Origin of the sequence: Izhakiella capsodis, from assembly GCF_900115045.1 — a bacterium.
Taxonomy (GTDB): Bacteria; Pseudomonadota; Gammaproteobacteria; order Enterobacterales; family Enterobacteriaceae; genus Izhakiella; species Izhakiella capsodis.
This window is the reverse complement of the sequence record NZ_FOVC01000007.1, coordinates 63280-76871: the sequence shown is the minus strand read 5'-3', so window position 1 is coordinate 76871 and position 13592 is coordinate 63280. Positions and strand designations below refer to the sequence as shown.

The 13592-nt window shown below is 51.4% G+C and carries 14 protein-coding genes; 7 read left to right on the top strand and 7 right to left on the bottom strand.

The window, feature by feature from the left end:
• Positions 1-41 precede the first annotated feature (41 nt).
• The 4 genes from rpoH to ftsY all read right to left on the bottom strand — a co-directional run bounded on the left by rpoH (position 42) and on the right by ftsY (position 4412).
• Positions 42-899 (bottom strand): RNA polymerase sigma factor RpoH, encoded by an 858-nt coding sequence (gene rpoH, locus BM191_RS11140; RefSeq protein ID WP_092878155.1) that lies wholly within the window; start codon positions 897-899, stop codon positions 42-44.
• A 279-nt stretch (positions 900-1178) separates the two neighbouring features.
• Positions 1179-2171, bottom strand: a complete 993-nt coding sequence (gene ftsX, locus BM191_RS11135) for a permease-like cell division protein FtsX (protein WP_092878153.1) — start codon at positions 2169-2171, stop codon at positions 1179-1181.
• Positions 2161-2829 carry a cell division ATP-binding protein FtsE gene (gene ftsE, locus BM191_RS11130; protein WP_092878151.1) on the bottom strand — a complete coding sequence of 223 codons (669 nt, stop codon included), beginning with the start codon at positions 2827-2829 and terminating at the stop codon, positions 2161-2163. Before ftsE ends, ftsX begins: the two co-directional genes overlap by 11 nt.
• A 5-nt stretch (positions 2830-2834) precedes the next feature.
• Positions 2835-4412 carry a signal recognition particle-docking protein FtsY gene (gene ftsY, locus BM191_RS11125; RefSeq protein WP_092878149.1) on the bottom strand — a complete coding sequence of 526 codons (1578 nt, stop codon included), beginning with the start codon at positions 4410-4412 and terminating at the stop codon, positions 2835-2837.
• Positions 4413-4587: 175 nt separating this feature from the next.
• Here ftsY and rsmD point away from each other — a divergent pair, with 175 nt between their 5' ends.
• The 4 genes from rsmD to BM191_RS11105 all read left to right on the top strand — a co-directional run bounded on the left by rsmD (position 4588) and on the right by BM191_RS11105 (position 9116).
• Positions 4588-5190: a 16S rRNA (guanine(966)-N(2))-methyltransferase gene (gene rsmD, locus BM191_RS11120; protein WP_092878147.1), complete on the top strand. Its 603-nt coding sequence runs from the start codon at positions 4588-4590 to the stop codon at positions 5188-5190.
• Positions 5180-5452: a DUF1145 family protein gene (locus tag BM191_RS11115; protein ID WP_092878145.1), complete on the top strand. Its 273-nt coding sequence runs from the start codon at positions 5180-5182 to the stop codon at positions 5450-5452. The genes rsmD and BM191_RS11115 overlap by 11 nt, the downstream gene beginning before the upstream one ends.
• A gap of 567 nt (positions 5453-6019) precedes the next feature.
• Entirely contained in the window at positions 6020-6643 is a 624-nt protein-coding gene (locus BM191_RS11110; RefSeq protein WP_092878143.1) for a lysoplasmalogenase, read from the top strand.
• A 94-nt stretch (positions 6644-6737) separates the two neighbouring features.
• Positions 6738-9116, top strand: coding sequence for a zinc/cadmium/mercury/lead-transporting ATPase (locus BM191_RS11105; protein WP_092878141.1), 2379 nt, complete (start codon positions 6738-6740; stop codon positions 9114-9116).
• Between the two features lie 23 nt (positions 9117-9139).
• Here the strand turns inward: BM191_RS11105 and tusA are convergent, their stop codons facing one another.
• Positions 9140-9391, bottom strand: a complete 252-nt coding sequence (gene tusA, locus BM191_RS11100; protein ID WP_092878139.1) for a sulfurtransferase TusA — start codon at positions 9389-9391, stop codon at positions 9140-9142.
• 209 nt (positions 9392-9600) lie between these two features.
• Here tusA and BM191_RS11095 point away from each other — a divergent pair, with 209 nt between their 5' ends.
• The 3 genes from BM191_RS11095 (at position 9601) to BM191_RS11085 (ending at position 11412) form a co-directional block, all read left to right on the top strand.
• Positions 9601-10266: a 7-cyano-7-deazaguanine/7-aminomethyl-7-deazaguanine transporter gene (locus BM191_RS11095; RefSeq protein ID WP_092878137.1), complete on the top strand. Its 666-nt coding sequence runs from the start codon at positions 9601-9603 to the stop codon at positions 10264-10266.
• Between the two features lie 47 nt (positions 10267-10313).
• Positions 10314-10520 (top strand): hypothetical protein, encoded by a 207-nt coding sequence (locus BM191_RS17170; RefSeq protein ID WP_230479579.1) that lies wholly within the window; start codon positions 10314-10316, stop codon positions 10518-10520.
• Positions 10521-10824: 304 nt separating this feature from the next.
• Positions 10825-11412 carry a DcrB family lipoprotein gene (locus BM191_RS11085; RefSeq protein ID WP_092878135.1) on the top strand — a complete coding sequence of 196 codons (588 nt, stop codon included), beginning with the start codon at positions 10825-10827 and terminating at the stop codon, positions 11410-11412.
• A gap of 65 nt (positions 11413-11477) precedes the next feature.
• Here BM191_RS11085 and iolE read toward each other — a convergent pair whose 3' ends face one another.
• Positions 11478-12374 carry a myo-inosose-2 dehydratase gene (iolE, locus tag BM191_RS11080; RefSeq protein ID WP_092878133.1) on the bottom strand — a complete coding sequence of 299 codons (897 nt, stop codon included), beginning with the start codon at positions 12372-12374 and terminating at the stop codon, positions 11478-11480.
• 144 nt (positions 12375-12518) lie between these two features.
• On the bottom strand, positions 12519-13532 hold the full coding sequence (locus BM191_RS11075; RefSeq protein ID WP_092878131.1) for a Gfo/Idh/MocA family protein: 1014 nt from the start codon (positions 13530-13532) through the stop codon (positions 12519-12521).
• Between the last annotated feature and the right edge of the window lie 60 nt (positions 13533-13592).

Below are 13592 nucleotides of genomic sequence, written 5' to 3'. Positions count from 1 at the left end.
CTTATCGGGAGCGCTTTCTGACGATGTTAAATAGGGAACCCTCAGGCTTCAATCGCCATACGCAGCTTTTTCATTGCGTTTTTTTCCAGCTGGCGTACGCGTTCAGCGGATACACCGTAGCGATCGGCCAGTTCCTGCAATGTAGTTTTATTATCTTCATCCAACCAGCGTGCGCGAATAATATGCTGGCTACGTTCGTCTAATCCTTTCATTGCAAGCGTGAGTTTGTCAGCTGCGTGGCCTTCCCAGTTGTCTTCTTCAATGCCGTCGGCGAAATCGGACGTTTTATCCTGTAGATAGAGCACCGGCGCCATCGGCTTACCCTCACCTGGCTCATCGTCGGCACCCATATCAAATGCCATATCCTGCGCGGCCATACGAGACTCCATCTCGCGCACGTCCTGAGCTGAGACGCCCAGTTCACGAGCCACCATTTCAACTTCTTCCTGATTAAACCAACCCAGGCGCTGCTTATTCTTACGCAGATTAAAGAACAGTTTACGCTGAGCTTTTGTGGTTGCGACCTTCACGATACGCCAGTTACGTAGCACGTACTCATGGATCTCCGCCTTAATCCAGTGAACGGCAAAGGAGACCAGTCGCACACCCACTTCAGGATTAAAACGGCGCACCGCCTTCATCAGACCGATGTTACCTTCCTGAATCAGATCCGCTTGTGGCAGCCCGTAGCCTGCATAGTTACGAGCAACATGAACAACAAACCGCAGGTGAGACAGGATCAGCGTTTTTGCTGCATCCAGATCGCCCTGGTAATGCAGCCGTTCAGCCAGCGCTTTTTCCTCTTCTGCCGTCAGCACAGGCCAGGCATTGGCCGCCCGGATGTAAGAATCCAGGTTACCTAAGGGAGCAATAGCTAAAGTTTGCATTTCTTTGGTCATTCAAATCCTCTCATTTAATCTATTCAAACGCTGCGCATTCCCTGACGCGAGAGTCAGCCTAAGCTAACCACAGCTGAAAGCCAAAAGCTATCCGTGCGCAATCACTATATCTCAGACCCTGGACTTATCCACAAGTTCACTTTCACCTGTGCATAATTATATATTTTGGTTGTCCTTCAGGTGCCGGATTGACAAAGAGATGATGAGTACAGACGATCCTTCCCCACCGGTTTTATCACGCAGTGAGGAAAGATTATATCAAAAAAATGTGAAAGTGGATTACTGCGGAGTAAATCGGCGTAAATGTCGTACCGTTGCCAGTAAAGCAGCGGTCCACCCAATGATCGCCGCGACAAGCAGTAACATAAAGCTCTCATCCCAGGATAAACCATGCAGTGTGAAGGTTGTTCCAAAAACCGCCGCAACCTGCGATACCACCGACTCCAAACGCAGCACCATAATTTCAGATAACACCAGCGAGAAAACCGCACCAACCAAGCCCAGAAGGGCACCGCCGTAAAGAAAAGGGCGTAATATAAAACCATCGGTAGCACCGATAAGCTTTTGCACGTTGATGATATCGCGACGGGCAAAGATACTGAGACGCACGCTATTACCAATCACCAAAAATACAGCGATAATCATCAGCACGCCGATTATTGTGGCGACCTGACCAGCCAGCCCGGTCAACGCTGCCAGTCTGGCGTACCAGCTGTCATCCATTTTAACTTCATCCACACCCTGAGTGCGCGCCACCCGTTCGCGCAACGCTTTCATGGTATCTGAACTCTGAAAACTCAACCTGGGCGTAATAATGGCCACCGCTGGCAGCGGATTTTGCTCCAGCATATCCAGCGCGCCGCCAAATCCCGACCAGTTGCGGAACTCGCCGCGCGCTTCTTCGCGCGACAGGTAGTTAACTTTATCTACGCCCTGCTCTTTTTTCAGGATGGCAACAACATTCTCTGCCGCGTTATTGTCGAGCGTTTTATCGAGATAGACCGTCAGCTGCGGCGCCGGATACCACTCTGTTGCCGCCTGATGCACGTTTTTCCAGGCGATATAGCAAATGCTGGGTAGCGTAAGCGAAATGGCGATAACCATCACCGTTAACAGCATCGCCAGCGGTTGACGCCACATATCAGTAAGCGCGCCCTTCAGAGCGTACCGCCATTGTTCCTGCCATCCGCCTTTCAGCGCCTTACTTTTCGACGGCACTCTCTGTTTCTTCACTTTGGGGGCAGGAGGGCGCTTATTACGTTTATTCACCATCATGACCTCCGTGCAGCCGCCCCTGGTTAAGGGTCATCACGCGATACTGACGACGGGCAATCAGTCCCATATCATGCGTGGCCATCAATACGGTGACCCCTACACGGTTAAACTCCTCAAACAGACGCAAAATATCCTCTGAGAGTGCGTTATCAAGATTGCCGGTTGGCTCATCGGCCAGCAGCACAACGGGTTTATTCACTACCGCACGAGCGATACCTACACGCTGCTGTTCACCACCAGATAACTGAATAGGAAAGCTTTTAGCCTTGTCGAGCAGGCCGACTTTATCCAGTGCCGCGGAAACGCGACGACGAATATCTTCGACGCTGGCACCCGAAATAATGAGGGGAATGGCCACGTTGTCGTAAACAGAGCGATCCATCAGCAGATGATGGTCTTGGAAAATCATACCTATCTGACGACGTAAAAAAGGAACCTCACTGTTTTTAAGACGGCTGATGTTATGGCCACTAAACCAGATCTGACCAGCACTCGGGCGTTCAATGCCGCAAATCAGTTTCAGCAGCGTACTCTTACCAGCGCCAGAGTGTCCGGTAAGGAATGCCATCTCACCGGGCTGAAGATGAAAATCCACACCTTGCAATGCCTGGCGGCCGCCAAGATAAGCCTTACTGACCTCTTCAAAGCGAATCATCCTAATCAGTCCTCTTGGGCAAAAAGTGCCTCAATAAAATCGTCAGCGTTAAACGGACGCAAATCCTCAATACCTTCGCCAACGCCAATATAACGAATCGGAATGCCGAACTTATCAGCTACGGAGAAAATCACTCCGCCCTTCGCTGTTCCATCCAGTTTAGTCAAGGTAATCCCGGTTAGATTGACCGCCTCGTGAAATAACTTCGCCTGACTGATAGCATTTTGCCCGGTACTGGCATCAATTGTCAGCATGACCTCATGGGGCGCATTTTCATCAAGCTTCTTCATAACACGTGTAATCTTTTTTAACTCTTCCATCAAATGGGCCTTGTTCTGCAAGCGACCCGCCGTGTCGGCTATCAGAACGTCAACATTCCGCGCCTTTGCTGCCTGGATGGCATCAAAAATTACCGATGCCGAGTCAGCACCTGTATGCTGCGCAATGACCGGAATATTATTCCGCTGTCCCCATACCTGTAGCTGTTCAACTGCTGCAGCACGAAACGTATCACCTGCGGCCAGCATGACCGATTTTCCTTCCGACTGATACTGGCGCGCCAGCTTACCGATGGTCGTGGTTTTACCCACGCCGTTAACACCCACCATCAGAATAACGAACGGTGCCTCATGGCCGATCTCCAGCGGAGCATCAACTTTTGCCAGAATTCGCGCCATTTCATTTTTCAGCAGGCCGTAAAGCGCCCCGGCATCCCGTAGCTGCTTGCGACTGGCCTGCAGAGTAAGGCTGTTAATGATACGCCGGCTGGTGTCAACGCCGACATCAGCAATCAGCAACTGTTCCTCTAACTCTTCAAACAGATCTTCATCTATTTTCTTACCGTGGAATAATCCAATAAATCCTGAACCCAAATTCTGACGTGTTTTGACCAGACCACGTTTCAATCGGGTAAAAAAACCCTCACGCGCTGGGCGTTCCTGCGTCACAGGCAGTATCGCCTCTTCGGCCTCTTCAGGGATTTTCCGGGATAAATCGTCATCCTGTGGATCTACGGCCAGCGCAGCAGCCTCCAGCTCTGCTTCTGACAGCGCATCTTGCTGACTGCTGGTAGGAATTTCATCCGGCGCTAAAACAGTATCCGGTGATGATTCAATCGACTTTTCATCATCAGAGTTATCATGAGGAATCTCGCCCTGTACGGGGGCGACGGCTGGCGCTAAAGCATCGGGCGGCAGGATAACAGGTCGGACCACCTCCAGTGACGTGGCCTCATGACTAACCTGGGTAGATACATCGTTCTCTGACTCTGAGACTGTGACTGAGTCTGACGACTTGTCATCATCTTGCCGTCTATTCTGCATCTGACGCTGCGCTTCCGACGTCGCCTTATGCTCCTGTTCAGAACCAGCACGATCTGCATCTTCAGGCAGCCACTCTTCGGCACTGTTTTTTTGTTCAGGCGTTAATACCGCCGGCATTGCATTATCAGGGGCAACCGGGGGCGGTACAGCAGGCTGAGCAGATGCTATCTTTTCTTCCTTCGCGGCCTGCTCCGCCTCTTTCTGCTCATCCCGACCTAACCCCAGCCAGGAAAAAAAGCCACGTTTTTTCTCTTTTGCCATTGTGCTTCAACACCCCTTGATGGCTGACCCGGGATCACGCGCCCGGTTTTTATTGTTCAGATGAATTAGTGCGCTAGTCTAACACTTTCCGACTGACGCAAAACAGCACCCTTTTACCGTTCCCTGCTGGCAGTAACCCCGCTAAACTAGGCAAAAATGATGACGAGTTGTAACGATGAAAAAATCACCAGGGCGTAATCAGGGCCAAATCCGCATTATTGGCGGTCAATGGCGCGGACGTAAACTCCCGGTACCTGAGAGCGATGGCCTGCGTCCGACCACCGACAGAGTACGTGAAACCCTGTTCAACTGGCTGATGCCTGTCATGACCGACGCACGCTGTCTCGACTGCTTTGCTGGAAGCGGCGCGCTAGGTCTTGAGGCTCTCTCCCGCAATGCCCGTGGCGCGACGCTGCTGGAGCTGGAGCGTCCGGTAGCACAACAGCTTGAAAAAAATTGCCAGACGTTAGGAGCCAGCCATGCTCAGATCATTAACACCAACTCACTGACCTGGTTATCCCAGCCAGGCGAGGCTTACGACGTGGTTTTTATCGATCCCCCTTTTCGTAAAGGCTTACTGAATCAAATGCTGCCTTTACTTGAACAACACGGCTGGCTGGCAGAACAGGCGATGATTTATATCGAAAATGAAATCGAAGGTGGCATCCCTCCGGTTCCCGCCAACTGGCATTTATATCGCGAAAAAATCGCCGGGCAGGTGGCTTATCGCCTGTATCAGCGCCACCCCAGAAAGCAAGGAGCGCAAAATGATGATTAATTTCGGACGCCTGCTGATGATATGCGTCTGGCTATTTTTACTGTGGAATCTGGTTGAGCCTTTTCCTAAACCGCTACGCTACTTTGTACATGTTGCACTGTTCTTCATGATCATCATGCACGGCTTGCAGCTCGCTCTGATGAAAGCCACTCAACCGAAAGACGCACCGCCGCTTAGCAGCAAAGTTCAGCTGAAAGTTTTTATTTTTGGCGTATTTGAACTACTGGCCTGGCAGAAAACATATTATCCAAAGAAAAAATAGCCAGTTATGTAATTTCTTCCGCGCACGACTTTCCCGCTGGCCTGTAACGGATACGGATAAAGCGCGAATCATGCATATCTAAGGCACCTCTTTCGCCTTGTCCAACTGCCGATGATCCGTTAACGGTCGTGTTGATCTAAAAGCATCCGCACCATTAAGGACGGTGAAATCCGTCCTGATTTGTCTCTTTCTCAGCGGTGACTTTATACTGATACGCGCGTTGACTGGAGGCCGTAAGCTCCCGACTGACTTTCACCTCTGTTTGTATCATATGCACAGCGTAACGTCATTTACCGCAGCGTCCTGACGTTGTTTTATAAACGACTCGGCTACCAGCACGCCAATAACAACCATAATAATATTGAAAACATAGGGGCTTGCTCATCACAGAAGCCTCTTACCGTTTTTCATAAAATGCGGTTAAGGAGATGAGTCGAATCGAATCTGTCCCATTGTCACATTGGCTCGCCCTCACCTACACTGTCAGCGAAAGAATGGATTTCCCTATACTCTTTAGTGTTTATGCAGCTTTTCAGGCTATGCATATTCCGTTTAGAAGGAATAACTATGATCTGGTCTTTTTTGGCGGTTCTGTTTTCCGGTTGGCTGTATGTGGACGCCTCTTATCGTGGTCCCCAATGGCAGCGTTGGGTATTCAAACCCGTAACCATGCTGCTGCTACTCGGTTGGGCGTGGCAAGCGCCTCTTCATACTACGGAATATTTTATTTTGCTCGGTCTGCTGGCAACGCTTATTGGCGATGCGCTGATGTTGCTGCCGCAAAAACGCATGCTGTATGCCATCGGTGCGTTCTTCCTTTCTCACCTGCTTTATACCCTTTGCTTTACCAGCCATATAGCGATGAATTTTTATTGGCCCATCCCGCTGGCACTGTTAATTATCGGCGCGCTACTGATTACCACCCTCTGGAGCCGCCTTGATACGCTACGCTGGCCGGTTTGCACCCTGATTGGCATGACACTGTTAATGGTATGGGTTGCGGCAGAAAGCTACGTTATTTTGCCAGACGATCGTAGTTTCTCAATCGCCGTCGGTGCCTCACTGCTTTTGGTGGGGATTGCCATCTGGTTGATTAGTCATTACCGCTGGCGCTTTCGGGCTGACAGCGCGCTGATTGCAGCCTGTTATTTCGCGGGTCATTTTATGATAGTCAGGTCACTTTGGCTGTGACCCCGTGAAAAATCCGCTTGACTCTGGAGTCAACTCCAGGGTGTAGGATAGCTCCCGCGGCAACGTTCGCCGCAGTAGCATAGCGGAGGTTTTCATGCGCACACATTCAGGCTGCGGCTGTAATCACAATCATGCTTTCCGCCAACACGGATGCAGCATCAGCACACGTCCTCCGCTGGCAAAAATAGGTAAAATTGATCCATTAACGCCCAGTTCCAGCTCCTGCTGCGATAGCAACGACGGCTGCGGCAGCTCATCTACTGACGAGAACGACAGGCGCACACCGCCAAAAATCAGCCGTCTCGTATCCGCAGCACCCGGCACTGAGCCATGCGGCAATAGTCCTATCGATAACGGCGATCTTCCGGTCGATAACGGTACCGGACCCGGAGCGCAGCAGCGTTTCCGCTGGTCCATTACCGGCATGGACTGCCCCTCCTGCGCCCGCAAAATAGAAGTCACGGTTCGCCGGATAGCCGGTGTTCATAAGGCCCAGGTGCTGTTCAGTACTCAAACGCTGCAAGTGGAGGCGGCTACCAACATAACAGCGCTTGTTGAACACGCCGTCACGCAAGCAGGCTTTTCGCTGATGCCGGAAAACCGGCCGGTGGCAAAGCCTAATCCCGATTTCTGGCGTGAAAACGCACTGTTGATCATCGTCGCACTCTTCACAGCCATCAGCTCACTGATCGCACATTTACTGCCCCACGCGGGAAGCCTGGCTTTTACGGTTACCACGATTACAGGTCTGGCACCGGTTATCCGCCGCGCCTGGGGCTCGCTGCGTAATGGGCAGCCTTTTACTATCGAAATGCTGATGAGCATCGCGGCGCTTGGTGCCTTATCGATAGGTGCCACCGCAGAAGCATCGATGGTTTTATTGCTCTTCATGCTCGGTGAGCGCCTTGAAGCCTTCGCCGCTCAGCGCGCCCGCCGCGGTGTCACCGCCTTAATGGCGCTGAAACCTGAAACCGCGACCCGCCTCAATGGTGACCAGCATGAACTGGTCTCTCTCTCTGAACTTAAACCGGGAGATGTGATTGTCGTTTCTCCCGGTGGCCGCCTGCCTGCCGATGGTGTTCTGATTACCTCTACGGCCAGTTTTGATGAAAGCGCCCTGACCGGTGAATCGATGCCCGTCGTCCGTGAAGCTGGCGCTGTGCTGATGGCGGGCGCGCTTAGCATTGATGCGAGCGTACAGCTGAGCGTCACCTCAGGCCCCGGAGAAAGCGCGATAGATCGCATTCTTCAGCTTATTGAGGAAGCGGAAAGCCACCGTGCGCCGGTAGAACGTTTCATTGATAGTTTCAGCCGCTTTTATACGCCAGCCGTGATGGTGCTGGCTTTACTGACTGCTATTCTGCCACCGTTGCTATTCACTCAGCCGTGGCATGAATGGCTATATAAAGGATTAACGCTATTGCTAATCGGCTGCCCGTGCGCACTGGTGATTTCCGTACCGGCCTCCATTACCTCGGCGCTGGCTACGGCCAGTCGATTGGGGATATTAATTAAAGGCGGGGCCGCCCTTGAGCAACTGAGTAAAATCCGCACCCTGGCATTCGATAAAACCGGCACGCTAACCGCCGGTCGGCCGGAGGTGACCACCGTCGAAAGCTTCACAGCCGCTCAGACTGAAGTCACGCTGTCACTGGCAGCTGCTGCTGAACAAGGTTCCAGTCATCCTTTAGCCAGGGCTATCGTTGCAGAAGCCCGGATGAGAAAAATTGTTATCCCCGCAGCGAAAAATCACCGGGCGCAGGCAGGTATCGGCGTGACAGCACAGATAGAGGGATCACAGCTGATGCTTTGCTCACCTTCCGGCCTTCAGGCTGATCAGCTTAGCGCCGGGCAATGGTCACACGTTCGCCGTAGGGAGGATGCCGGAAATACCGTGGTGATATTAATGAAGGACGGCCAGCCCGAAGGCATGATAGCCCTGCGTGACCAGCTACGTGACAACGCACGGGAAGCCCTGGCTGAGCTGCAAACCCTAGGCATTGAGAGCGTCATGTTAACCGGTGACAACCCACGCACGGCGGAAGCCATCGCATCAGAGCTAAAAATCAGATGGCGTGCTGGCCTGTTGCCCGCAGACAAAGTAAGCGAAATTAAGCGCCTGTCACAACGAAAACCGGTTGCCATGATCGGCGACGGCATCAATGACTCTCCGGCGATGAAAGCCGCAACCCTCGGCATTGCAATGGGGAGCGGTAGCGATATCGCACTTGAAACCGCTGACGCAGCGCTAACCCATAGTCGTCTCAATGCTCTGGCGCCACTGATCCGCCTGGCGCGCAATACCCGCCGCAATATACGGCAAAACATTAGTATTGCGCTGGGATTGAAGGGAATTTTTTTAGTAACGTCGCTGTTGGGGATCACCGGCCTGTGGCTGGCTGTGCTGGCCGACTCCGGCGCGACGGCGCTGGTAACCCTTAACGCACTGCGCCTGTTGCGACAAATCCGTTAATACCATTGTGGTCTGGTGGTGTCTCAGGCCACGCCTTTTTTTATCAGATAGCGATAAGGCCTGGTATCAACCTCCTGCGCCAGCAGAGTATGTTCCATAAAGGTACAAAAACCGGGAATATCACGGACAGTTGCCGGATCGTCAGCAATGATCAGCAGCGTTTCACCTGCCGCCATATTCCGCACAGTTTTGCGCACCATCATTACCGGCTCAGGGCAGCGCAGCCCCATCGCATCAAGGGTTTTATCCACGTGGGCGTTAATATCGCCTGTCATTTCATATCACCAACCAGAGTAAAACGAGGGCGTTAGTTTAACGCCTGTCATCGCCCCTGCAAACCAGGATCGCGATGCCAACGTTTGCGTATTCATTCATCATTGCATAGTCTGGTGTTTAGCGTATTATGCCGCCGTTAATCTAATGCTGATATCTGCTTTGACAGAATAAAGCCGGGTTCCCTCACCCCAACATAAAAAGGTTGAAGATGATCGCTTTCACACCGCGCCAGCGCCTACGCGCGCTTTTTTGGCTATCGCTTTTCCATCTGCTGGTGATTACTTCCAGTAATTATCTTGTGCAGCTCCCGGTTGCCATCTTTGGCCTCCATACCACCTGGGGTGCATTCAGCTTTCCCTTTATTTTCCTGGCGACCGATCTGACCGTACGCATATTTGGCGCACCGTTGGCCCGACGAATCATCCTGGCAGTAATGCTACCAGCGTTGTTTGCCTCATATGTCATCTCTGCACTATGGTTTAATGGCGAGTGGCAGGGCGTGGCAGGATTACATCAGATTAATATGTTTGTCGCTCGCATCGGCTGCGCCAGCTTTATGGCGTATGTTTTGGGGCAGATCCTTGACGTTCACGTATTTAATCGCCTGCGCCAAAAAGCACAGTGGTGGGTCGCGCCGGCTGGTGCGATGTTCCTCGGTAATATCAGCGATACGATAGCCTTCTTTTTTATCGCATTTTATAAAAGCCCGGACCCTTTCATGGCGCAGCATTGGGTGGAGATAGCCTTAGTAGACTACAGCTTCAAGATTATGATCTGCATGATTTTCTTTCTGCCCGCTTACGGCGTCTTACTCACTAGCCTGCTCAAACGCATGGCGGAGAAATCGGAGCAACGCCGGCTCAATTTCGGCTGAGATCAAAAAAAAGTATAATGGCGGTCTGCCTGAAGTTGGAGATCGCCATGTCTATAATCCTTCGCCACGCCTCGCTGCAAGAAGTCCATCCGCTTTACAATCAGCTGCCTGAGTTCGAAACCCGCTGTTCATTGAATGATATGGCGTTGCGCATCGCCGATAAACCGCATCTGGTGCGCATTGCAGAAATTGATGGAAAGATGGCCGGTTCCAGGCTGGGCTATGCCCCGGATGAAAACGGATTCTACAGCTGAGCAGGTGGCTTATCGCCAGGCTTTCGTCGTAAAGGTATTGCCCACGCGCTGTTTCTTGACCAGGAACTTTGGGCGCAGTCGCAGGGCTATTTAAGGCTTTGCATTAAAACCCGTAATCGCTTCAAAGAAGTGCTACTTTTACTTATCAGTCGGAATTATCAGCGAGTCGCGCTTGGGCCTTTTGAAACAGCAGCAGACAATAAGCTGAGTTTTGAAAAAGCGTTATGACTCATAACAGGTTGCCTTTACAGGCTCAATACGTTTGACTGTGACAGTAAAAAGGCATGGTAAATAAGGGAAGAGAATGCGTAATCTACTTAAATATGCAGGAATAGGTTTACTGGTCGTCGGCCTGGCTGGCTGTGACGGTAAAAGTGATAAAGTGGGCGGTGACAGTAGCAGTACAAGCAGTAGTACAAACACCAGTACCAGTACAAACAGCAGCCAGTCTGCACAAACTGTTTCGCTATTAAACGGCAAGCTATCCTTCACGCTCCCCGAAGGCTTGTCAGACAAAAGCGACAAGCTGGCAACTCAGGCCAGCAACATGCATGTCTATGCTGACAACTCGCAGCAACGGACCATCATCGTGCTTATTGGCGACAACTCACATCAGAATCTCGACGTTTTTACTCAACGTCTGGAAAAAGAGCAACGTAACCGCGACCCTCAGCTTCAGGTTATCAGTAATAAAGCGTTAACGTTGGATGGCCATCCGGCGCAGGAGTTAATTACCGTGATCTCTGCAAATAATCAGACCAACCTGTCCTCCATTATTCTGGCTAAGCTGGATGATAGGGTCATGACCATGCAAATTTCTCTGCCAGCAGGTAATCAGCAACTAGCGCAGAACGAAGCGCAAAAAGTCGTTGATTCACTCAAGCTGAAATAGTGGCTTAAAAACCATTCGCCTCGACTAAAAGCGCCGGAAAAGAGCGCTTTTAGTCAGACAATGCATTAAATACCCGCCTTATCACGCAGATAACCCCGGGCTTTAACGGCATACTCAAATGGATTAGCCAAGGCCGGATCCTGCTCAGCCTCAACCACCATCCAGCCTTTATAATTCGCTTTATCTAAGGCCGTAAATACCGGTTCGAAATCGATATCGCCATCACCGGGCACGGTAAAAGTTCCACGTTTAACGCCGTCGAGAAAAGACAAATGCTCGAGCCGTACCTGTTCAATAATAGAGTTTCTGACATCTTTAAGATGGACATGGTTAATACGAGGCAGATAACGGATCAGGATAGCCAGCATCTTTTGCTGGCAGCCTTCAGAGTAATACGCATGGCCGGTGTCATACAGTAAGTAAACATTGTCATTAGTCATCGCCATAAAACGGTCGATTTCCTCCGTTGTCTGGATACCTGTTCCCATGTGATGATGCAGGCAAACCTGCATTTCCTTTTCAGCTGCCAGTTCTGCCAGTTGATTATATCCCTCCGCCGTCAGACGCCATTCCTCATCGCTGAAGCAAGGTTTATCCTCCAGCACAGCCTTATCAGTTCCCTGAATACTTCGACTCTGTTCCGAGCAACCAATCACTTTAGCCCCCATGGCATGGAGAAAGTCGCGATGATTGATAAATTCATCGATGGTTTTCGCCTTATTGCCCTTAGCAAAGAAGGTGCTGAACCATGCGTTGACGATCTGTAAACCGCGCATTTCGAGCATCGGTTTCAACACCGCCGGATCGCGCGGATATTTATTCCCCACCTCACTGCCACTAAACCCGGCCAGCGCCATTTCACTGATAATTTGCTGGAAGGTATTTTCATTACCCAGCTCCGGCAAATCATCGTTGGTCCAGCCAATAGGGGCGATAGCCAACCTCACGTTATCTTTATTCATGATGCCCGCCTTACTTGTCTTACAACTCTCGTGAACGTTCTGGTTACATCGGCCTTTGACCTGATGACCTGCTATGATTAGCCAGACGGTAATACAGAAACCGATGGTTCCTGAAATCACAATCGGCTTCGGCTATACGGTGATTCACCGGTAGTAGAATGCCGGGCGCAAAGGCATACTCACAGGCTCTATCGCCGAGCTCTGCTGCGCTTTAAGGCAGGCATCTGCCGCTACCGATGCAGCAAAGCCATCCCATGCTGAAGGGCCGGTCAGCCGATCGGCTTTTACATCGTTAATGAAGGCTTGCAGCTCAACGTCATAGGCTTCAATAAAACGATCTTTCCAGTCCGTCAGGATGGTATTAGCCAGACGCGCATCCTTACGCAGCTGAATGGAGGAGGGTTCCGGTAAACGAGCAATGCCTTCTTCACCAACGACTTCGCACTGAATGTCGTAGCCGTAGGCACAGTTGACGAATATTTCCACGTCAATACGGATGCCCTTGTGAGTTTCGAACAGCACAATCTGCGGATCTTTTAGCTTCGCATGTGCCTTTGAGGTGGTACGCGGGTAGACTACCTGCACCGTTTTGTAGTCATCGTCGGTCAACCAACGGAGCACGTCCAACTCATGGATCAGGGTATTGGTGATCGCCATCTCCGTAGTATAATTTTCCGCTACGCTCTGGTTTCGATGGGCGCAATGCAGCATCAGCACTTCACCGATAGCCCCCTCATCGATCACTTTTTTCAACGCCCGGTAGCCGCTGTCATAGGGCCGCATAAATCCGACCTGAACCAGCCGCTTACCTTGGGCAATTTCAGCCTCAACGATGCGACGACAACCTTCGGCACTCATTGCCAGCGGCTTTTCGCAAAATAAATATTTACCAGCAGCCACCGCCGCCAGGGTAAACGCCTCGTGCGTCGGGTCCCACGAGGTAACCAGGATTGCCTCTACGTCGGGCGCATTGATCACGTCCATACCATTGGCATAGGCCTCTGCGTTTAGCGCCAGACTTTCAACCGCATTTCTGGCACCGTCAAGATTGATATCAGAAACTGCGACCACTTCAGCCCCTTGCAACACATGACTGCAACGGCGTATATGCTCACGCCCAATCGCGCCGGTACCGATTACACCCAGTTTTAAATTCATGTTATTACCCTTGTCGATGTAGGGTTGGTATCAGATGACTGTCAGTCAGTCTGACAACGA

What these genes read in the sequence shown, in the direction of transcription:
- BM191_RS11105 (WP_092878141.1), top strand. Translation starts at nt 6,738, where the DNA reads ATGCGCACACATTCAGGCTGCGGCTGTAATCACAATCATGCTTTCCGC.
- BM191_RS11095 (WP_092878137.1), top strand. Translation starts at nt 9,601, where the DNA reads ATGATCGCTTTCACACCGCGCCAGCGCCTACGCGCGCTTTTTTGGCTA.
- rsmD (WP_092878147.1), top strand. Translation starts at nt 4,588, where the DNA reads ATGAAAAAATCACCAGGGCGTAATCAGGGCCAAATCCGCATTATTGGC.
- BM191_RS11075 (WP_092878131.1), bottom strand. Translation starts at nt 13,532, where the DNA reads ATGAATTTAAAACTGGGTGTAATCGGTACCGGCGCGATTGGGCGTGAG.
- iolE (WP_092878133.1), bottom strand. Translation starts at nt 12,374, where the DNA reads ATGAATAAAGATAACGTGAGGTTGGCTATCGCCCCTATTGGCTGGACC.
- BM191_RS11085 (WP_092878135.1), top strand. Translation starts at nt 10,825, where the DNA reads ATGCGTAATCTACTTAAATATGCAGGAATAGGTTTACTGGTCGTCGGC.
- BM191_RS17170 (WP_230479579.1), top strand. Translation starts at nt 10,314, where the DNA reads ATGTCTATAATCCTTCGCCACGCCTCGCTGCAAGAAGTCCATCCGCTT.
- ftsX (WP_092878153.1), bottom strand. Translation starts at nt 2,171, where the DNA reads ATGGTGAATAAACGTAATAAGCGCCCTCCTGCCCCCAAAGTGAAGAAA.
- BM191_RS11115 (WP_092878145.1), top strand. Translation starts at nt 5,180, where the DNA reads ATGATGATTAATTTCGGACGCCTGCTGATGATATGCGTCTGGCTATTT.
- ftsY (WP_092878149.1), bottom strand. Translation starts at nt 4,412, where the DNA reads ATGGCAAAAGAGAAAAAACGTGGCTTTTTTTCCTGGCTGGGGTTAGGT.
- rpoH (WP_092878155.1), bottom strand. Translation starts at nt 899, where the DNA reads ATGACCAAAGAAATGCAAACTTTAGCTATTGCTCCCTTAGGTAACCTG.
- BM191_RS11110 (WP_092878143.1), top strand. Translation starts at nt 6,020, where the DNA reads ATGATCTGGTCTTTTTTGGCGGTTCTGTTTTCCGGTTGGCTGTATGTG.
- tusA (WP_092878139.1), bottom strand. Translation starts at nt 9,391, where the DNA reads ATGACAGGCGATATTAACGCCCACGTGGATAAAACCCTTGATGCGATG.
- ftsE (WP_092878151.1), bottom strand. Translation starts at nt 2,829, where the DNA reads ATGATTCGCTTTGAAGAGGTCAGTAAGGCTTATCTTGGCGGCCGCCAG.